Here is an 18874-nt window from a genome sequence, read left to right as displayed (position 1 = left end):
CTTGCTTACTCCTTGATGGTGTCGTAGTTGTCGTAGGTCGCGTAGCCGTAGTAACCGGTCGCCGCCGGGAGATCTTCCACTGCATTCAGCACCACACCGAGCACCTTGGACGCCTTCAGCTCATTCAGTGCGCGCTGTGCGGTCTCGAGCTTGGTGACACCACCGCGAACCACCAGCAGCACGGCATCGCAGGCACGCGAGAGGTTCACACCGTCAGCCACCAGGTTTACCGGGGAGGTGTCCACCACGATCCAATCGAAGTAGGGCGAGACCCTGTGAATCATCTCGTCAAAGCGCTTGTTGGAGGAAAGGTCCGCTGCGTTTTCGCCCTCGGCGCCGCCCGCGATGAACGTCAGTGAGCTCAGCCCCTGCAGCTTGCGGTCGCTCTCATCGACCAGCGCGCGCTGCATCACCTGCTCCAGCGAAGCGTGGCCGGAGAGATAGGTGGTAAGCCCAACCTGGTTCGAGCAGCCCAGGAGAATGTGCAGCGAACTGCGCCGCATGTCTCCGTCGATCAGCAGGACCCGGGCCGACTTGTGGCGAGCGAACGACAGCGCCAGGTTAGCGGCGACGAAGCTCTTGCCTTCCTGCGGCAGCCCACTCGAAACCAGGATCGTCTTCAGCGCATCGGCGTCGCGAAACTCAAGCATGTGCGAGCGCAGCGTGCGGAACTGTTCCAGGCCGCGGCCACGCTCCTGCAGCGAAGGCAGATGGCTCCACTGCGGCTGCCACACGGTAGGGAGGATGGCGTCCGGGGCAAACACCGGGCCCTCGGCCTGATTGGTGCTGTCTGCCGTCAGGACCTGCGCAGGAACGGCCGGCACTGGTTCTGCATAAACCTGCCGCGGAGCAGCAAAAACGGGCTGTTCGGCGAACGGCGCCGGCTGTGCCAGGGGGATCGGGTTGGCCACTGCCACGGGTTCAGCGTCAACCGCCGAGACGAGCCGCTCGCTGCGCGATTTTTCGATCTCGGCCCGCTCTTGCTCGGCCCGGATCAGGGCTTCATAAATCTTGCTCATCCGTCCTGCCTTCCTGAATCATTGCCGGCCATCTGCAAGCCTTGCGCGTAGGTCGCCTGCGAATCTCCCGCCGGTGCCGCGCCGGGAAAACCCGGCTGCATCGATGAGACGACGAACGGTTGCGGCTCCAGATCGAGGTCCTGCGCCACGGCGAGGATGATTCGATTCGGAATCTGGTGCGACTGCTCCACGTACGCAAAGATCAGCGCATGCTCACAAAGAAGGTTGATCACCCTCGGGATGCCGCGGCTCGCCCGGTGGATCGACGCGATCGCATCCGGCGCGAACAGAATCTCGGTGCTCCCGGCGATGGCGAGACGCTGCTGAATGTAAGCGCCCGTCTGTTCCAGGCTGAGCGGCTGCGTCCGGCACCACAGCGAGATGCGCTGCCGCAGCTGCCGTAGCTCCGGCAAGCGAAGCTTCTGCTCCAGCTCCGGCTGGCCAGAGAGAATGATCTGCACCAGCTTCTCGCTCGAGGTCTCGAGGTTCGTCAGCAACCGAATCTCTTCCAGCAGCTCCAGCGAGAGTCCCTGTGCTTCGTCCACGACAATGACGCAGGTCTCCTGGTGGCGATACCGCTCCACCAGCCAGCGGTTCAGCTGGATCAGCATGCCGCTCTTGGTGCGGTTCACCGGAGTCAGCCCAAAGTCCGACAGCACAAACTCGAGGAAATCGAGCGTCTCAAGCTGCGGATTGAAGACGAAGGACGTGAACACCCTCGTCTGGTCGAACGCCCCAAGAGCCCGCCGAAGCAGGGTCGTCTTGCCGGTGCCCACCTCGCCCGTCAGCACGATGAACCCCTTGCGTGCCGAAATGCCATACTCCAGCCCTGCCAGCGCCTCGCGGGTGTGGGGCATCATGTACAGAAACCGGGGATCCGGGCTGGTCGTGAACGGGTTGGAGTGAAGATTGAAAAAGCTCTTGTACATGGTTAGCTGCCTGACTCCGGCGCCGATTGAGGCTCAGGCGGGTGCCGACGGAAGAGACGCTTGAACCACGCCACCTGCTCCTGCGGACGGGTCTTGGCATAGTCGCGCGAGAATGGAACAACGGCCAGCGTGGGAAGGTGCGTAAAGGCCCAGACATCCAGCTCGGTGCGTAGCGACGTGTCGCGATACTCCTTCAGCGCCGCCATGCCAATGCCGACAAGAAGACCCAGACCAATGCCACCGACGAGGAACTCCCACAGCACGGGGAAGCTCGGGGCATCGGGAAGGTTCGGCTCATCCAGAACCCGGAACTGCTCGCCCTGCTGGCGGAGCTCCAATTCGGTCGCCATGCTGGACTGCTTCATCTTGCCCAGCAGATCGTCGTAGAACTTCTGCGCCGTCTCGTAGTCGCGCGTCAGATCCTTCCACTGCGCCTGCAGCTCAGGGCTGGCGGAGATCCGGCCCTGGTAGGTGCCAAGCTGTCCCTGGATCTGCGCAATGTGGGCCCTGCGCGATTGAATCTCGAGGTCGATGGCCTTCAGCGTCGCACGAATCTGGTTGGCCGCTGCCTGCTGTTGGGGAGTGAGACTGGCCGCCGCCGCGGCGGCCGTAACAGCCGGGCGAGGGGCCGCAAGCTGCTTTTGAACTTCGGAGATCTTGCGCCGTGTCGCCACCACATCCGGATAATCCGCGGTGTAGTGCGTCATCAGGTCGGCCTCTTCGACCTTCAGGTCCTGGAGCTCCTTCTGAAGCGCTACGGTCACGTTGTCCGGAGCGGCCGGTACAGTCGAGTCCGGGCTGCCCGAGGGGACGATCTGCTGCAACAGTGACTGCTCGTAGGAGCGTTGCTCTTCGGCGTGCGTCACGGCATCGTTCGCCGCCTGCAGCTGCGTGCCTAGGCTCGTCAGCATCGAAGCGTTCTGCTGCTGGTCGGTCGGCAGAGCACCGAAGTGCTCGCGCTCGAACGCCGCCACCTTCGTGTCCTGATCATCGAGGTTCTGCTTGGCCTGCGCCAGCTGCGACTTCAGGAAGTCCGTGGTGTTTTCTGCGGCAGCCTGACGGGTGTGCAGGTTCTCGCCCGTAAACAAGGACGTGATCTCGCCGCATACAAGCTGCGCGGTGCGCGCGTCGCTGGCGGTAAAGTCGATCGTGAATCCCGGCAGGCTGGCCCGCGAGACCTCTGGGGCAATCGCCTTGATCGTAATGTTCTTGCGAGCCTCATCGATGCGATCGTCCATCGTCATGTGGCGGGTCGAGTACAGGTTGTACCGTTCCACGATGGGTTGCACATGGCTGCGGCTCAGGATCTGCTCGCGCATCGAGGCGAGCCGGCTCGTCAGGTCCGCAGTCACCACGGGCTTCACATACTCGTCCGGAACCGACTGCTGTTCGATGATGACCAGCGTCTGTGACTTGAACTTCGGAGGCATGAGCTTGGCGACCGCCAGAGCAACGATCGGCATCACCACCACCGGCGTCAGCAACGCGAGCCGGCGGCGGCGAAGGATCGCCATGTAGTCCGTAAAGGTAAGTGTGCGGTGACCTAACATTTCTTCTCCTGCGCCTTCACTCCGCGATCAATGTCCGTGCAGCGAGATCGGCAACGGCGCGAAGGTGACCCCGAAACCTACCAGGTGCTGAATCCCTTGCAGCGGCGCCGGCCCTCCGGTGAGGCCGGTCACGCTTTGATCTTCCAGAGTGTACGAAAAATATGCGGACCAAAGCCTGCTGAGCGTACGGTTTACCTGCGCTCCGAGATAAAACCCATTGGAGTTGTAAGCGTACGTTCCAACCCCGGGAAGTGACGTCGTCCGCAGGTACGACATGTTGGCCGAAGCGTGCATCACGGGAGAGATGCTGCGGCTGAACCCGAAGCCGAGGCGGGCCGTCTCTGCCGACGATCCATAGCTCGCCGTATTGAGAATCTCGCGGTCGAACGAAAGGTTCATGCTCGAAAACTGCAGCTCATGGTCGACGGATGCCTGCACCGAATACGAAAGAGAGGAGCTCGACAGGCCCGCCGCCGCGGAGGTAAAAAACTGCGGCCCTGCTCCGGCCGAAGCCGTCCATGTCGGTGAAAACGAGTGCGTGACGTTCATCCGCGCGGATTGTGTGTTTACAGTGAAACCCGTCGAAGGCTGGCTCGTGTGAATGTAGGAGTAATTGCCGCCAATCTGATCGCGTCCACTCAGGTGATGGGTGACCCCGCCGGAGGCATTCAGCGAGCTCGAATCAATGCCGCTCGCGGCTGTCCCTCCACCTGGAAAGTGAAGCAGCGTGTAGCCCACACCCATGTTGAGGGACGTAGCCCCGCTCAACATCCGCTGCGCACTGCCTTGTGCCGACTCATTCAGGCGGGTCTGGTTCGGAGTCAACAGCCCAGCAGCGTCGCCACCTGCTGTGCCATTGCCCAGATCGCCTGCCCCCGCAGTCCCGGATACCCCGCCCAACGGGAGGTCCGGCGTGATCCGCAGCGTATCTTCCGCTATGAACGTCCACTTCTCATAGACCAGCTGCTGCGACATATCCAGGCTCTGGTAATACGACGAGTTGCCCTGGCCCCCGGAAAAGAAGGTGACCCCGCCGCCATACAGCAGGCTGAACGGATGGTACGAGCTGCCCGTAAGAATTCCGACCGTCGCGCCCATCTGGGTCGCGTACGCTGTGCCCGAATAGCCGGCATAGTTCACATACGCGGTCTCTCCGCCGTTGACCGCGTAGGTCAGCTGCCCGGCAAGGGGCAGCGAGAACCCCGTGCTCGGGGCGTCGTAGGTGACGGCTGGCGGAGCCTGGCCAAACGCGGACTGGACTGGCGGGCACACCGCGATGAGCAGTGCCGCCACGGAGACTGCCTTGATCATGGGACCACGATGGTGTCGCCAGGTTCCAGCGCCACGCCTTGCTGATTCCCGTCACGAACGGCGGTCTTGTAGTTGAACGGAATCTTCTTCTGGGCGCCCTGGGGTCCGCGCAGGATATAGATCTTCTTTCCGTTGGCGTAGGGAGTGAGGCCGCCCGCGGTCGAGATCGCCTGTAGCACGGTCATCCCGGGAGTAATCATGATCGGGCCAATGTGTCCCACCTGGCCGATCAGAAACACTCGCTTGCTGTTCACCTGCGAGACCGTCACCGTCACCGTGGGATCGTTCACGTACTTCTTCAACCCGGCCGTGATCAGATCCGCCAGCTGCATCGGTGTCTTGCCGGCGGCAGGCACATCGCCGAGCAGCGGCATCGAGATCTGGCCATCGGGGCGGACGGTCAGCGGGCCCGTCAGCGCCGTCTCCTTCCACACCGTGATCTGCAGCTGGTCGTCAGCTCCAATCACATAGGTAGCGGAGTCTTGTGGCGAAGAGCCGACCTGTGCCGCTGTGGCCTGCGGCGTCACGGGTGCAGTTGTCGTGGGGCGAGGAGTGATCGCCGGGTGTGCCATCCCTTGCTGGGCGAAGGAAGGCATCGTCAGAGCCAGGAGGGCGCAAGCAAGGGTGCAGGCAGATTTCATAGTACTTCCAGTGCTCATGTCTTTTTTGTCGCTGCACGGTTGCAGTGACTGTCGCACGCGCACGCAGGCATCGCCTAGCCTATCGCAAAACCGATGGCGACGAGTGTCCCATACAGACCAGCAATCGCAGCCATGGAGCCGCTATCCTGAGACAATCGACTTTGTGCGGAATGCGCAGACTCATCATAATGCACACAGGAGCCATTACTAGTGGCAAAATGAAGCAGCCACTCCTTAAGGTCTGCCCGCCTCTGCCGAACCCCGCAAGGTATGCTGCTGTCGATGTCTCTATGCTGAACGCTCCCTCAACGGTCTCGCAATCCCCTTCGGGCTCCATGAAGCTGGCTTTTCCGGGAGGTGAATCGGCGGACTCCCCGAACCTCGGAAGACAGCCCCTGCTGCCGATCCTCGTCCTCGCTGCGCCAATCCTCTTTCTCTACTGGCGCATCAGCTTCAAGCTGGTCAGCGACTGGTACAACTTTGGCGACGACTCGCACGGCTTTCTGATCCCGTTCTTTGTCCTGTTCCTTCTTGCGACTGAGCGCCAGCGCTACCTGCGCGTCCCCACGAGCAGCGACTGGTCCGGCATTCCCCTCGTGGTCCTGGCGCTGCTGACCTTGATGGTGGGCGTCTTCGGCGCCGATCTGTTTCTGCAGCGGCTCTCCTTTGTTCTTCTGGTGGCTGGCCTCGTCTGGAGTCTGCTCGGACGACGCATGCTGGTGGCGTTGCGCTTTCCCATTGGCGTCATGCTGCTGGGCATTCCTCTGCCCACCCTCGTGCTGAACCACATCACGTTCCCATTGCAGCTGCTGGCATCACGCGTTGCCAGCGGCATGCTGCCGCTTGCCGGTGTTCCCGTACTTCGCGAAGGCAACGTCATCAACCTTCCCGCCATGCAGCTTGAGGTCGCCGAAGCCTGCAGTGGGATCCGCTCCCTCATGAGTCTGCTGACCGTCGCCATCATCTTTGGATACTTCGTGGAACGTACGAACATGCGTCGTGTGCTCCTCGCGCTGGCCAGTATCCCCATTGCGGTTGCGGCAAACTCCATCCGCATCTTCGGCACAGGCCTCTGCGTTCAGTACTGGGATCCCGATAAGGCCATGGGCTTCTTCCACGAGTTCTCCGGCTGGCTCATCTTCCTCGTCTCCCTCTCCTTGCTGTACGCGGTCCATCTCGTCATGGGCCGTTTTGACCGTGCGGGGAAGGCAGCATGAACAACGGCGGAATGTTCCGGACTCCCATCTACTGGAGCGTGATGGGGCTGATGCTCGCCGTGCTGGGCCTGCTCGTCGCACGAGGCAATCAGGATCGCGTTCCACCCAGCACCGCTCTGGACCAGTTCCCGGTCATGCTCGCTGGCTTGAACTCCACCGAGGTCCCGCTCGCCCAGGAGGCGCTCGATGTCCTCGGCAAGGGCTACTTCCTGAACCGGCTCTACAACGCCCCGTCTGCCACGACACCACAGCGCGACACAATCGGTCTCTTCATCGCCTACTTCCCTACCCAGCGCTCCGGTCAGTCCATCCACTCGCCGCAGAATTGCCTTCCCGGCGCGGGTTGGACCTTCCTGAGTTCCGATACCACCACCATCCCCGGCCCCAACGGAACCTCGCATCAGGTCGGCGACTATCTCATCTCGGATGGTTCGCATCAGGCAGAAGTCTTGTACTGGTATAAGGCGGAGAAACGTTGGATCGCGAATGACTGGGCCGCGAAGTACTATATGTTGCTGGACTCCATGCGCTTTGGTCGAACCGACGCCGCGCTGGTGCGAATCACCACCATGATTCACCCCGGAGAAGATCGAGCTCAAGCCCGTCAGCGTGTTGTCGCATTTGCTGATGCCCTCTCGCCACTGCTTCCGTCCTACGTGCCGGACTAACCCTAACCCGGTTCCAGCGCGCAATGATCCCTCGCGACCTCCCTCCATAGGGAAGCGCCTCTCTCGGAGAATCCTTTCCCATGTCTGCTCATCGCAATCTTCGCGCCTCCACGCTGTGCCTTCTCGGAGTCTCCCTTGGTCTCACCTCGCTTGCGGGTTGCAATCGCGACCCGAACGTTCGCAAGCAGAAGTACCTCGAGAGCGGAAAACGTTATGAGGACTCCGGCAAGTACCGCGAGGCGGCGATCCAGTTCTCCAATGCGCTCAAGGTCGATAAGAACTTCGCCCCGGCGCACTTCGAACTCGCCAAGGTCTACGCCAAGCTGGGGTCGATGCAGGCCTCGTTCTCGGAATTCTCGAAGACCGTGCTCCTCGATCCTGGCAACATGCCGGCACGTATCGAGCTCGGCCGCATCGAGATGGCGGGTGGCCTCGCCGATCGCGCCCGCGAGCAGGCCGACGCCGTGATCGCTGCACATCCCGACAATGCAGATGCTTATTCCCTCCTCGCCGGCCTCGCGGCACGCAAGGGAGACTTCGCCACCGCGAAGCAGCAGATGCAGAAGGCCATCGAACTGAATCCAAAGAACGCCGACTTTCACACCTCGATGGCGATGTTCGAGAACGCCTCCGGCGAGAACATGGACTCGACCGAGCCCGAGCTGCGCAAGGCGCTGCAGCTGGATCCCAGGAGCGTGCCTGCCCACATGGCCCTCGCACAGCTGCTGAACCGCCGTGGAGACAAGGCAGGCGCGGAGCAGGAGTATCTGGCCGCAACCAAGGCCGACCCCAAGAACGTGCCGGCCCACGGCCTGGCTGCTGCGTTCTATCTGTCGCAGCAGCAGCAGCCCAAGGCCGAGGCGGTCCTCAAGGAACTCGTCCTCAATTCGGTCGACAGCCAGACCGCGGACGACATGCTCCTCGACTTCTACATCCGTACCAACCAGTTGCCCAGCGCGGAGAGCTTCTTCTCGGACTTCGTCTCGCACAACCCGAAGAACTTCACCGCCAACTACAGCTATGCCCGCGTACTGATCATGCGTCACGAGGAAGCCAAGGCGAACGATGTGCTGGCTACCTTGACCAAGCTCAATCCGCACGCTCCCGAGACAGCTCTGCTTAAGTCCTCCATGCTCCTGGATGACGGCAAGACCAAGGATGCGCTCGATGTGATGAAGGCCGCCGTCCATGACGCACCCGATAACCTCCAGCTGCACATGGCCATGGGGCGTATGGCCCTCGGCTCGGGTGATCTCGAGACGGCCATGCAGAACTTTCAGGAAGCCCAGCGCATCAACCCCAACAATATCGAAGCGCTTTCCGGGCAGGCTGATGTTGCAGACCGAAAGCACGACCTGCCGCTTCTCAGCCAGCTGGCTGGCAAGGCCCTTCAGCTGAATCCCAAGTACGAGCCCGCGCTCGTGTGGCGCGCCACCTCCGAGGCCAACAACAAGGAGTTTGCGCAGGCTGAACAGGACCTGACCCAGGCGGAGCAGATGGCTCCGCGCGACCCGCGTCCGCATCTCGAGATCGCGCAGATGCGCATGGTCGGTGGCAAGATGCCCGAGGCCGCAGCTGAGCTCGAGAAGGCTCTCGCGCTGGATCCGAACTCCGAAACCGCCCTGCATATGCTCGCGTTCATCCAGGTCTCCCAGAAGCAGCCGCAGAAGGCTATCGATCGCGTTCAGCAGCAGATCACAGCTTCTCCCAACAACGAAAACTTCTATCGCGAGCTCGCGACGCTGAAGCTCTACGTCAGGGACTTCAATGGCGCGCGAGAGTCTGCCCAAAAGGCCCTTACGCTCAATCCGCAGGACGAGCGTGCGGCGCAGACCCTGTCGCAGTCCTACGTCGCTGCGGGGCAGGCCGAATCCGCCATCGCTCTCTGGAAGCAGTGGTCCGTCAAGCATCCAACCGATTCGGTCGCCACCTCACTCCTCGGCGAGCTCTACGAGAACAAGGGAGACACCGACAACGCTCAGGCCTCCTACGAAAAGTCGCTGCAGATCGATCCGCACCAGGCCTGGGCCGCCAACAATCTTGCGTACCTGCTGGTGGAGCACAACGGGAACCTCGACAGGGCGCTCGCGCTGGCGCAGCAGGCACGAGCCGGCCGCGCGCAGGACCCCAATACCGCCGACACCCTCGCCTGGGTCTACTACCACAAGGGCCTCTACGCTTCGGCGCGGTCCCTGCTGGAAGATTCCCTCAAGACCTCCCCGGATAACGCCACCATCCAGTACCACCTCGGCCTCACCTTCGAGAAGATGGGGAACAAACCGGATGCTGCCCTTCACCTGAAGAAGGCGATCGAGCTGGGCAAGAATACCTCGGTAGGCCAGCGCGCGGCGCAGGAACTCGCAACCCTCTAGCCGTCGACTCTGGCGATCGAGATAGCCCAATAGACAGCAACAAAAGGGGGGAGCCGGTTTGGCTCCCCCTTTCGCTATGCTTCGAATTGGAGCTTGTCTTGGAGCGCGTCGCATCTTGATCCGGGGCGTACCGCCTCAAAGCTCTCAGGCCACGGCTCGCCGCTTCAGCAGCCCCGCTCCCATCGCCAGCGCGGTGGCAACCAAGGCCAGGCTTTCGGGCTCCGGTGCTGTCCCCGAAGTCGGCGGAATCGTATCGTCCCCACCCCGGCCGTCATCCAGCACCACAAGGCTGGGCGTGGAGGTGTAGCTCCCCGTAAAGTCCCCGATACCCCCCGAGGGATACGAGAAATCCACTAGGCCGAATCCAGTCGCAGAGCTTGTCAGGTCCGTGAAGGTGCCCGCGATCTGAACCACGCTTCCAGGAGAGTAGCTGGTCGCATTGAAGACGTAGTCGTCCCCGTCGTAGACGAAGCTGAACAGCTCCGGGCTCTCCGCGTCGTAGATCATGTAGAGGCTGATGACGTCCGCGAAATCCAGTGCCGTGCCGCTCGTGATACCGGCGAAGCTTCCCGACGCCCCCGCAGGAGAGCCGACAACCTCATCGCCGCTTCCAAATGTCAGGACCCCCGCATCCTGCGTCACGGTGGAGGCGTCCACGTACCCGCTGATGTTGAACCCCCCGGTAAGGGTGTCAGCCAGGGCAGGAGTAGCTGCAGCCAGCGCAGCCGCAAAAACAGCAAGTCGAAACGAAGTCATCACGTCGAACCCCGGGCAGCCCGGGGGAATGGTTTCTGCCCCGGCACACTGCCAGCCGCTGAGCGGCGGTGGATCGCAGAGGCGGCGAAAGCAGCCGTCCCTGTGGTGCAAAAGCGACTACGGTGGACATAGATTAGCGTCGCGTCGCACGTATGCGATGAGACTTCCTTGCGTTGCGCCGAATATCAACGGCCCAGGCATTACTCCCGGAAGGCGAAGGAAATCATCCTGACGCGATATCCTTTGAGAGCGCTGGGCGACGCAGAGAGTTGCCTGCCGTACCCCATAAGAAATCGAATGACTCGCGCCCTCATCACCGGAATTGCTGGATTTATTGGTTCCCACCTGGCTTCTGCGCTCGTCGAGCGCGGGGATGCCGCCCGCGGCCTCGACAACTTCTCGACCGGAAATCGCTCCAACCTCACCGGCCTTGCAGGCAAGGTCGACCTCATCGAGGCCGACCTGAATGATCGTTCCGCCCTCGCCCGCGCCTGCCAGGGCGTCGACGTCATCTTCCACGAAGCTGCGCTGCCCAGCGTGCCCCGTTCCATCGCGGACCCCGCCGCCAGCCACACCGCCAACCTCGACGGCACCTTTGCGTTGCTGGAGGCCGCCCGGGCCGCAGGCGTGAGGCGCATCGTCTACGCCGCGTCCTCCTCGGCCTACGGCAACCAGCCCGGCTTCCCGCGCGTGGAGACGATGCGCCCCGAGCCCATCTCGCCCTACGCCGTGCAGAAGCTGGCCTGCGAGTACTACCTGCAATCCTTCTGGCGCGTCTATGGGCTTGAGACCGTCTGCCTGCGCTACTTCAATGTCTTCGGGCCGCGCCAGGACCCCAGCTCGCAGTACTCCGGCGTCATCGCCCGCTTCGCCGCCGAGATGCTCGGCGGACGCACCCCGACCATCTTCGGCGACGGTGGCCATTCCCGCGACTTCACCTACGTCGAAAACGTCGTCGCTGCCAACCTGCTCGCGGCCTCAGCCACCGCGGAAAATTGCGCAGGGCAGGTCTTCAACGTCGCCTGCGGCCAGTCGTATACGCTCAATCAGCTGTACGCTGCGCTGGCGCAGGAGCTCAACTTCCCCCACCCGCCGCAGTACGCTCCGGAGCGCGCCGGCGACGTCCGCGAGTCGCTCGCAGACATCACCTCCGCCCGCGTGGCGCTCGGCTACCAGCCGAACATCGGCTTTGCAGAGGGAATCGCCCGCACCGCAGCCTGGTATCGCGAGTCTGCCCGGTAGGCGATCGAAAGACGGTCACAGAGCGAAAGAGTCCTCGCCGTAACGCGGCCAGCAGCCGAGTCGCGCATCAGATACTTTGTACCGACTGAGAGCGAGGTCCACAACCTGCCGATGCCCCTCACCGCATCCTCCATCACCGCCGCCGCCACCCTGGGCGAGCTCCGCGAGCGCATCCACGGCCGGACCGCGCGCGTGGGCGTCGTCGGCCTCGGCTACGTCGGCCTGCCGCTCTCGCTCCTCTTTGCGGAAGACGGCTTCCTCGTCACCGGCTTCGACATCGACAAGGCCAAGGTCGACACCCTCAACGCTGGCGGCAGCTACATCCACCGCATCGAGCCCGAGCACATTCGCGCGGCACAAGCCTCAGGCTTCCACGCCTCGTCGACCTTCGCCGAAGCGGCATCCCTCGACGCGATCCTGCTCTGCGTTCCCACCCCGTTGCACGCCGACCACACGCCCGACATGAGCTACGTGGTCGTCACCATCGAGGCGCTTGCTCCGCACCTTCGCCCGGGCCAGCTCGTCGTCCTCGAAAGCACCACCTGGCCCGGCACCACGGAAGAGATCATCGTCGCCGCCATCGAGCGCGCCGGACACAAGGTCCTCCGCTCCGGTGCACCCGCAGACCACACCTCCACGCCCGCATCGCAGCCCCTCGACGGCATCCTCGTTGCGTTCTCGCCCGAGCGCGAAGACCCCGGCAACGCCACCATCCCGCGCCGCAGCATCCCCAAGGTCGTCGGCGGCGTCGACGCGACAGCTACCGCCGCCGCCTGCGCTCTCTACGGCGAGGTCTTCGCCAGCACCGTTCCCATGTCCTCACCCGCCGCGGCAGAGATGACCAAGCTGCTCGAGAACATCTACCGCGCCGTCAACATCGCGCTGGTGAACGAACTCAAGCTCCTGTGCGCGCGCCTCCACATCGACCTCTGGGAGGTCATCGCCGCCGCGGAGACCAAGCCCTTCGGCTTCCAGGCCTTCTATCCCGGCCCCGGGGTCGGTGGCCACTGCATCCCCGTCGATCCCTTCTACCTCAACTGGAAGGGCGAGCAGGTCGGCTTCTCCGCACGCTTCATCGAGCTCGCTGGCGAGATCAACGAGTCGATGCCCGCATACGTCGTCGATAGCACGCGCGAGGCCCTGGCTGCACGCGGCGTCCAGATCAAGGGCGCGAAGGTGCTCGTCCTCGGCGTGGCCTACAAGCGTGACGTCGATGACCTCCGCGAGTCGCCCTCGCTACGCATCCTCGAGCTGCTCCGCGAGGCTGGCGCAGAGATCGCCTACAACGATCCCTTCTTCCCCACAGTCGGCACTGGCCGCCACTACGAGCTGGAGATGACCTCGACCCCACTCGAAGACCTCGCGAGCTTCGACTGCGTGCTCCTCGCCACCGACCACTCCGCCTACGACGTCCGTGAGCTGGTCACGAGATCGAAGCTCTTCGTTGACACACGCAACGCCACGCGCGGTATCGCGGCAGGCAACATTGTTCGTTGCTGATGTCCGCTGCTGAGGCACCTCGCGTTGGCGAGGCCGCAATCCCCGCGTGCCATACTTGTCCCATCCATGCCTTACACCGGACAGCTTGAGTACTCCGACCATCGCAAGATGCGTACCCGCAACACCACCATCTACCGTGCGCTGCACTGGCCCATCTGGATCTGGGTCTTCTTCCTCGCTCCGGGTCCGCTGACCTTCTCGCTCTTCGCCCATGGTTTCTCGAAGGCCAATGCCACATGGCTGGCGCTGGTACTCATCGGTACCGGAATCGCAGCCTACCGCGGTGCTCTGCCCGGAGCTGAGCCCGCGCCTTACATCCTGCGCTTCGACGAGGACAAGCCCAACCCGCTCTATCGCCGCGTCTGCTACACCTTCGCGTGGAGCGCCGTCATCACCTTCGCGAGCCTCAACTTCGCAGGCCTCGCCGTCGCAGCCATCACCGGCCATTGGTACCTGAAGCAGATCTACAACTACGCCTATGCTCCGCTGAGCCTGACGATCCTTGCACTAGGAGCGCTCGGCCGGCTGCCACGCGTCAAGAAGTCCACCAAGGGCGAAGGCACCGAGCGCCGCTACTTCTACGGCAGCGTCTGGTCCGTCACCCTCGCGCAGACAGTGCTGATGATCTTCTGGAAGACCCTGCCCAACACCCGCGAGGCCTCCGCCATCAAGCTCGCGATCTACACCATTGCGCTCGCGCTCCTCGGCCTCGCCGCAGCCAACGGCCGCCTGCCCCGCACCCGCCCCATCGTCCCCGGCGAGCTCATGGTCGACTAAGCTTTACGCTTCGCGAGCTTTACGATTCACTAAATCGACAGCGACGCGCGCGCCTGGAACATGCCGCGGAACATATCGCGATAGCCGAAGATCACCGCCAGCTCCAGCACGCCGGTCACGATCCCCGGTGCAATCATCTGCCCGCCCGTCAAAAACAGGTGGAAGCACAGGATGTTGAACGTCTCGGCACACAGCAGCACGATCCCCAGCGGCAGGAAGAACCCGCTGAGCACCAGCGCGCCACCGAGGATCTGCACGCCGGACAGGACCTTCATCCAGCCCGTGGTCATCATGATGCCCGACCATGTCATCGCATCCGGGGGCATCGCAGGAGCGCCCTTCATCGGGATGAAGGGATGCAGACCGTTGAGGCCGAAGACAACAAACATGAGCCCGAGCAGGACGCGGCAGATGAGAATGACGATCTTCATAGAAATCTCCTACAGAGTAGAGGCGCACCGAGTGGCCCGAAGGAGTCACCATATTAGCGCGGACGCTGCATCGTCGGTTCGGTCTTTGTCGTAACGTTTCAACGCGGGATCTACGCCGTCGCCGGCATCGCTAGAATGAACCTGCGGCAGCCAGCCACCAACGGACGCGCTCTACATGCAGCTTTCCCTCGCCAACAAGGTCGTGCTCATCACCGGAGGCTCACGCGGCATCGGCGCCGCCACCGTCCGTGTCTTCCGCTCCGCCGGTGCGCGAGTGATCTTCAGCTATCGCGCGGCTTCCGCGCAGGCCGATGCTCTCGTCGCCGAGTGCGGCGGCCCCGACGTCTGCAGCGCCATCCAGCAGGAGCTCGCCAGCGCAGAGGACGGTCAAGCGCTCGTCGCCGCTGCGGTATCTGCTTTTGGGAGGTTGGACGCCGTCATCCTCAACCACGGCGTCTGGCCCCCGCACGACCAGCCCATCGACACCATGCCCTCCTCGCAGTGGCGCTCCACGCTCGGTATCAACCTCGAAAGCGTCTTCGGCATCACTCAGGCCGCCGCCGCCCAGATGTTGAAGCAGCCTGTGGCCGCCGATGACTCCGTTAGCTGGAAGACCAGCCCCACCCGCGGCCACATCCTCTTCGTCGCCTCCACCGCCGCCCAGCGCGGCGAGGCCTTCCACGCCGACTACGCCGCCAGCAAAGGCGCGCTCCTCTCCCTCACCAAGAGCCTCTCCTCCGAGCTCGCGCCCAAAGGCATCCTCGTCAACTGCGTCGCCCCAGGCTGGGTCCGCACGGAAATGTCCGCCAGCACCCTCGCCGACCCCATCCTGTCGAAGCCCGCACTCTCGCTCATCCCGCTAGGCCGCCCCGCCGAGCCCGAAGAGATCGCCGGCCCCTTGCTCTTCCTCTGCACCCCCTGGGCCGGCTTCGTCTCTGGAGAGATCTTCAACGTCAACGGCGGCGCCGTGCTGGTGGGATAACTCGTATCTTGCGAGAAGCTCGTCTACGGGACCAACACTCCCTCGATGGGGCGGTGTGATCGAAGTGTCGAAAGTCCGACTGTGTGGGGATTCAAGCACCGCCCCGGAGCCAAGCTAATAAGATTAGCAAGGCGAGGACAACGAGCAGAGTGAGACCGATCCAACGCCAAGGCGTTTCATCCGATCCGCGCATGCCGATGATTCTACTTTGGCATGGCCCATGATTCCGCCCGACCCCGGAACGTCCACTGCCGAACAGCCGACTTTCGAGGAGCTACTTCGCCTTCCGACTAAGACGGAGAGCGGTGGCGTCGGACCAGAGGGCCACCAGTAAGCTGACAATGAGAAATACAACCAGGTCTAGGCTCGGCTTCGCAATGAGAGGATCGGCAGCATCGCGCACCAGCGCAACCAATAGATACAACATCATCGCAGTGAGGCTCAGGCAACCGACCCAGATCGCGGAGATGCTGGCCGTGTTCCATCTGCCTCTTAGGCCCAGAGATGCACCTAATGCGAGTGCCAAAGGGCCGAGCCATATCCACCAGTACGACAAGAGAACCACTCCAAGCTCGCGCCAAGGCCCGAGATACCCGCTTAGTTCTGTTAGTAGCCCAAACAGGACGAGGGCGCCTCCCCAACCCACGGCTATCGACAAGAGCGATTTGTAAGCAGACCGCGCGCTGGTGCTGAATAGAGGCTGCATCGCATCAGTATCTCAAGGCGTGCCCCAATCAGTAGAGGTTCTAAGATACGAGGTTTCCGGAACGTTCGGTAATGCGGCCTCGTTCAAGTCGGCCCGCCGGAGCCATGCATCGCTCCGCGCTCACTCTTCCCCCCGTCCCGCGACCGTCGCATCCCCTGCATGCGCCCAGCCCCAGGCACCGTCTAATCTAGACAGGGAGCCCCATGCTCCCGCGGTGCCCTACCCACGTATGAAGCTCCTCACTCTCCCTCGCCGTCTCGCGCATGCCGTGTTCCTCCTGCCGCTGCTGGCCGTGCCCGTGCGCCTGCACGCGCAGGCCTCCACGATCCCCAGCGCTGCCACCGGCGCCGAGGAACTCAACGGCGGCAAGGGGAAGAAGCTGCTCGACCAGATGATCGCTGCCCTCGGCGGCGATGCGTGGCTCAACAAGACCACCTGGACCCTCGAGGGCCAGTCGGCCTCCTTCTACCAGGGCAGGCCGCATGAGGGCGTCACGCATTTCATTACCTATGAGCGCGCGAAGCCCTATGGTGAGCGCGTCGTCATCATCACCAAGATCGGCGTCTTCTTCCCCACCGACCATCGCGACGTCGCCGAGGTCTGGACCCCCGACAACGGCTACGAGATCACCTACAAGGGCAAGAAGGAGCTGCTCAAGCTCGACGTCGCTGACTTCCAGCGCCGCCGCGCTCACTCGCTCGATACCGTAGTGCATGACTGGCTCAAGCAGCCCGGCGTCCTCGTCACCGACGAAGGCCAGACCACGCTCGACCGCCATCTCGTCGAGAAGGTAAGCGTCCTCACCACCGCCAACGACGCCGTCGAGATCCTCCTCGACACCGGCTCCCACCTGCCCCTCGCCCGCACCTTCCAGTATCGCGACGACCGCTTCCACGACTGGGACACCGACATCGAGGTCTACGACGACTACCAGCCCTTCCAGGGCATCATGACGCCGATGAACATCACCCGCTCCCACAACGGCGAGATGGTCTCCCAGCGCTTCTTCACCAAAGTCCGCTACAACGAAGTACTCTCCGACGACGTCTTCAACCCCGACCGCCCGCTGGAGAAGAAGGTCAAGTAGCCGCTCTTCTTCGCAAGAGCAACAGCCCTACGCCAGCACCTCGAACGGCCGCATCATGTCGTTCGCCTCATGCTCCAGCACGTGGCAGTGGTAGAGATACTTGCCCGCATACCCATCGAACCTCACGATGATCCGCGTGATCATCCCCGGCGGGCACTGCACGACATCCTTCCATCCCCGCTCGATCGGCTCCGGTGGAATCGCTGTCGCGAGATACTTGCGCTGCTTGTAGTTCAGGTAGAAGAACGGCTCGAACGCCCGGCGATCCAGCACCTGGAAGCGCACCAGGTGCAGGTGCATCGGGTGCGTGTCTTCAGTCAGGTTCACGAACTCCCAGATCTCCGTGCTGCCGAGCTTCGGCGTCTCCGTCACCGGCTCATGCCAGCGCTTGCGATTGAGCAGCATCATCATCGGGTTCTGCCGCGTATCGCGCACCTCGTCCAGCGTGATCGTCCGCGTCACGATGGCCGAGCTCTCCGGGATCGCCTCGATCTTCCTCAGCGCAGTCGGCATGGCACTCGCCGCCGCCTTCGCGGATGCGGCTCCCACGCGAAACTGCATCAGGTCGGTCAACCCCGTCCGCAGCTGCACCTGCTGCCCCGCGCTCTGCGAGAAGTCCACCAGCACATCCAGCCGCTCCGCCGGAGCCATCAACACCATCGGCACTGCCTCAGGCTGGCTCAGCAACCCCTGGTCGCTGCCAATCACCTGCAGCGGCTGCTTGTTGGAGAGCGCGAGCGCAAAGAACTGGCTGTTCGCCGCATTCAGAATTCGCAACCGATACAGCCTAGGTTCCACCTCGACATACGGCTTGATCTTCCCGTTGATCAGGATCGAGTCCGCATAGAACTCCGGCACCCACGGATGCTCCGGATCGCCCGACGTCGGGTAGTACAGCTGGCCCTCCTTCGTCAGCAACCTGTCGGAAAGTATCAGCGGCAGCTCATACGCTCCACCCGGAAGATGCAGGCTGTCTTCTGCGTCATCGCGCAGCAGCACCATCCCCGCAAGTCCCGCATAGGAGTTCAAGCGGTTCAGCCCCATCGCGTGATCGTGAAACCACAGCGTCGCCGCGTCTTGCGCCAAGGGATACGTGCACGTCTTCGACTTGCCCGGCACAAACCAGTCCGTCGGATAGCCATCCTCGGACGAAGGTGACTTGCCTCCATGCAGATGCACCGCCGTCCGCACCTCCGGCAGCTCGCGCCCGCAGCCATGCAGGCTGTAGTCGATGGGCAGAAAGTGCTTTGTCGGAAGCTGGTTCAGCCACTCCACCTTCATCGGCCGATGGCTTCGTGCCTCAAGGATGGGAGTCGACGCATTCGGCGAGTGGTCCGCTGCATCCGTGTAGGCCCACACCCTCGTCTCTGGCACATCGCGGTGGAACTTCGCCCGCACCTCGCGCATGGCGATGCGGACCGTCTCATGTCCCGCGTGGATTTTCTTCGGCAACGGCAGTGGATCGACGAACGGCGTCAGCGTCGCGGCACGCAACAACGGCGGCACCAAGGCCGCGGGATGCTGCGCAGCCTGTCCATCGCTCGCCGGCGCCATCGCCTGCATCGTGTGTTGACCAAAGGCTTTGCCGGAACCGCTCACCAGCGTGAACGCCATGGCCTGTTGCAGGAACAAACGTCGATCGAAGGGCAAAGCGAATCTCCAGCCTGGTACTTGAACGAGAAAGCG

Annotated in this window: 16 protein-coding genes; 8 read left to right on the top strand and 8 right to left on the bottom strand. The window is 63.0% G+C overall.

What is annotated here, in order from left to right:
• Positions 1–5: 5 nt before the first annotated feature.
• Genes C4S68_RS09550 through C4S68_RS09530 form a run of 5 tightly spaced genes read right to left on the bottom strand, consistent with a single transcriptional unit; the run spans position 6 to position 5405 of the window.
• Positions 6–1019, bottom strand: a complete 1014-nt coding sequence (locus C4S68_RS09550; RefSeq protein WP_103932853.1) for a CpsD/CapB family tyrosine-protein kinase — start codon at positions 1017–1019, stop codon at positions 6–8.
• Complete coding sequence (locus C4S68_RS09545) at positions 1016–1948, bottom strand: ExeA family protein (protein ID WP_103932852.1); 933 nt, start codon at positions 1946–1948, stop codon at positions 1016–1018. Before C4S68_RS09545 ends, C4S68_RS09550 begins: the two co-directional genes overlap by 4 nt.
• 2 nt (positions 1949–1950) lie before the next feature.
• A complete protein-coding gene (locus C4S68_RS09540; RefSeq protein ID WP_103932851.1) occupies positions 1951–3498 on the bottom strand; it encodes a GumC family protein in 1548 nt (515 codons plus the stop codon).
• Between the two features lie 27 nt (positions 3499–3525).
• Positions 3526–4809, bottom strand: coding sequence for a hypothetical protein (locus C4S68_RS09535; RefSeq protein ID WP_103932850.1), 1284 nt, complete (start codon positions 4807–4809; stop codon positions 3526–3528).
• On the bottom strand, positions 4806–5405 hold the full coding sequence (locus C4S68_RS09530; RefSeq protein ID WP_235011485.1) for a polysaccharide biosynthesis/export family protein: 600 nt from the start codon (positions 5403–5405) through the stop codon (positions 4806–4808). Before C4S68_RS09530 ends, C4S68_RS09535 begins: the two co-directional genes overlap by 4 nt.
• 263 nt (positions 5406–5668) lie before the next feature.
• Here C4S68_RS09530 and C4S68_RS09525 point away from each other — a divergent pair, with 263 nt between their 5' ends.
• From C4S68_RS09525 to C4S68_RS09515, 3 genes are all read left to right on the top strand, one after another.
• Complete coding sequence (locus C4S68_RS09525; RefSeq protein ID WP_235011484.1) at positions 5669–6667, top strand: exosortase/archaeosortase family protein; 999 nt, start codon at positions 5669–5671, stop codon at positions 6665–6667.
• Positions 6664–7335 (top strand): exosortase C-terminal domain/associated protein EpsI, encoded by a 672-nt coding sequence (locus C4S68_RS09520; RefSeq protein ID WP_103932848.1) that lies wholly within the window; start codon positions 6664–6666, stop codon positions 7333–7335. The genes C4S68_RS09525 and C4S68_RS09520 overlap by 4 nt, the downstream gene beginning before the upstream one ends.
• Positions 7336–7415: 80 nt before the next feature.
• A complete protein-coding gene (locus tag C4S68_RS09515) occupies positions 7416–9707 on the top strand; it encodes a tetratricopeptide repeat protein (protein WP_103932847.1) in 2292 nt (763 codons plus the stop codon).
• A 144-nt stretch (positions 9708–9851) separates the two neighbouring features.
• On the opposite strand, the gene C4S68_RS09510 is transcribed toward C4S68_RS09515, so the two are convergent.
• Positions 9852–10463 (bottom strand): PEP-CTERM sorting domain-containing protein, encoded by a 612-nt coding sequence (locus C4S68_RS09510; protein WP_103932846.1) that lies wholly within the window; start codon positions 10461–10463, stop codon positions 9852–9854.
• A gap of 297 nt (positions 10464–10760) precedes the next feature.
• On the opposite strand from C4S68_RS09510, the gene C4S68_RS09505 reads away from it, so the two are divergent.
• From C4S68_RS09505 to C4S68_RS09495, 3 genes are all read left to right on the top strand, one after another.
• Positions 10761–11705 (top strand): SDR family oxidoreductase, encoded by a 945-nt coding sequence (locus C4S68_RS09505; RefSeq protein WP_103932845.1) that lies wholly within the window; start codon positions 10761–10763, stop codon positions 11703–11705.
• 111 nt (positions 11706–11816) lie between these two features.
• Positions 11817–13205 carry a nucleotide sugar dehydrogenase gene (locus C4S68_RS09500; RefSeq protein WP_103932844.1) on the top strand — a complete coding sequence of 463 codons (1389 nt, stop codon included), beginning with the start codon at positions 11817–11819 and terminating at the stop codon, positions 13203–13205.
• A 66-nt stretch (positions 13206–13271) separates the two neighbouring features.
• On the top strand, positions 13272–13982 hold the full coding sequence (locus tag C4S68_RS09495) for a hypothetical protein (RefSeq protein WP_103932843.1): 711 nt from the start codon (positions 13272–13274) through the stop codon (positions 13980–13982).
• A gap of 29 nt (positions 13983–14011) precedes the next feature.
• Here the strand turns inward: C4S68_RS09495 and C4S68_RS09490 are convergent, their stop codons facing one another.
• Positions 14012–14413: a DoxX family protein gene (locus tag C4S68_RS09490; protein ID WP_103932842.1), complete on the bottom strand. Its 402-nt coding sequence runs from the start codon at positions 14411–14413 to the stop codon at positions 14012–14014.
• A gap of 175 nt (positions 14414–14588) precedes the next feature.
• Here C4S68_RS09490 and C4S68_RS09485 point away from each other — a divergent pair, with 175 nt between their 5' ends.
• Positions 14589–15395 carry an SDR family NAD(P)-dependent oxidoreductase gene (locus C4S68_RS09485; RefSeq protein ID WP_103932841.1) on the top strand — a complete coding sequence of 269 codons (807 nt, stop codon included), beginning with the start codon at positions 14589–14591 and terminating at the stop codon, positions 15393–15395.
• Between the two features lie 935 nt (positions 15396–16330).
• Positions 16331–17188, top strand: a complete 858-nt coding sequence (locus C4S68_RS09475; RefSeq protein WP_103932839.1) for a hypothetical protein — start codon at positions 16331–16333, stop codon at positions 17186–17188.
• Between the two features lie 27 nt (positions 17189–17215).
• Here C4S68_RS09475 and C4S68_RS09470 read toward each other — a convergent pair whose 3' ends face one another.
• On the bottom strand, positions 17216–18838 hold the full coding sequence (locus C4S68_RS09470) for a multicopper oxidase family protein (RefSeq protein ID WP_235011483.1): 1623 nt from the start codon (positions 18836–18838) through the stop codon (positions 17216–17218).
• Positions 18839–18874 lie beyond the last annotated feature (36 nt).

Source organism: Bryocella elongata (assembly GCF_900108185.1).
In the GTDB taxonomy this organism is placed as follows: domain Bacteria; phylum Acidobacteriota; class Terriglobia; order Terriglobales; family Acidobacteriaceae; genus Granulicella; species Granulicella elongata.
The sequence above is the reverse complement of the archived record's forward strand: the minus strand, read 5'-3'. Positions and strand labels throughout refer to the sequence as shown.

Excerpts from the sequence above, each read along its gene's own strand:
- C4S68_RS09550 (WP_103932853.1), bottom strand. The coding sequence starts at position 1,019 with ATGAGCAAGATTTATGAAGCCCTGATCCGGGCCGAGCAAGAGCGGGCC.
- C4S68_RS09545 (WP_103932852.1), bottom strand. The coding sequence starts at position 1,948 with ATGTACAAGAGCTTTTTCAATCTTCACTCCAACCCGTTCACGACCAGC.
- C4S68_RS09540 (WP_103932851.1), bottom strand. The coding sequence starts at position 3,498 with ATGTTAGGTCACCGCACACTTACCTTTACGGACTACATGGCGATCCTT.
- C4S68_RS09535 (WP_103932850.1), bottom strand. The coding sequence starts at position 4,809 with ATGATCAAGGCAGTCTCCGTGGCGGCACTGCTCATCGCGGTGTGCCCG.
- C4S68_RS09530 (WP_235011485.1), bottom strand. The coding sequence starts at position 5,405 with ATGCCTTCCTTCGCCCAGCAAGGGATGGCACACCCGGCGATCACTCCT.
- C4S68_RS09525 (WP_235011484.1), top strand. The coding sequence starts at position 5,669 with ATGAAGCAGCCACTCCTTAAGGTCTGCCCGCCTCTGCCGAACCCCGCA.
- C4S68_RS09520 (WP_103932848.1), top strand. The coding sequence starts at position 6,664 with ATGAACAACGGCGGAATGTTCCGGACTCCCATCTACTGGAGCGTGATG.
- C4S68_RS09515 (WP_103932847.1), top strand. The coding sequence starts at position 7,416 with ATGTCTGCTCATCGCAATCTTCGCGCCTCCACGCTGTGCCTTCTCGGA.
- C4S68_RS09510 (WP_103932846.1), bottom strand. The coding sequence starts at position 10,463 with ATGACTTCGTTTCGACTTGCTGTTTTTGCGGCTGCGCTGGCTGCAGCT.
- C4S68_RS09505 (WP_103932845.1), top strand. The coding sequence starts at position 10,761 with ATGACTCGCGCCCTCATCACCGGAATTGCTGGATTTATTGGTTCCCAC.
- C4S68_RS09500 (WP_103932844.1), top strand. The coding sequence starts at position 11,817 with ATGCCCCTCACCGCATCCTCCATCACCGCCGCCGCCACCCTGGGCGAG.
- C4S68_RS09495 (WP_103932843.1), top strand. The coding sequence starts at position 13,272 with ATGCCTTACACCGGACAGCTTGAGTACTCCGACCATCGCAAGATGCGT.
- C4S68_RS09490 (WP_103932842.1), bottom strand. The coding sequence starts at position 14,413 with ATGAAGATCGTCATTCTCATCTGCCGCGTCCTGCTCGGGCTCATGTTT.
- C4S68_RS09485 (WP_103932841.1), top strand. The coding sequence starts at position 14,589 with ATGCAGCTTTCCCTCGCCAACAAGGTCGTGCTCATCACCGGAGGCTCA.
- C4S68_RS09475 (WP_103932839.1), top strand. The coding sequence starts at position 16,331 with ATGAAGCTCCTCACTCTCCCTCGCCGTCTCGCGCATGCCGTGTTCCTC.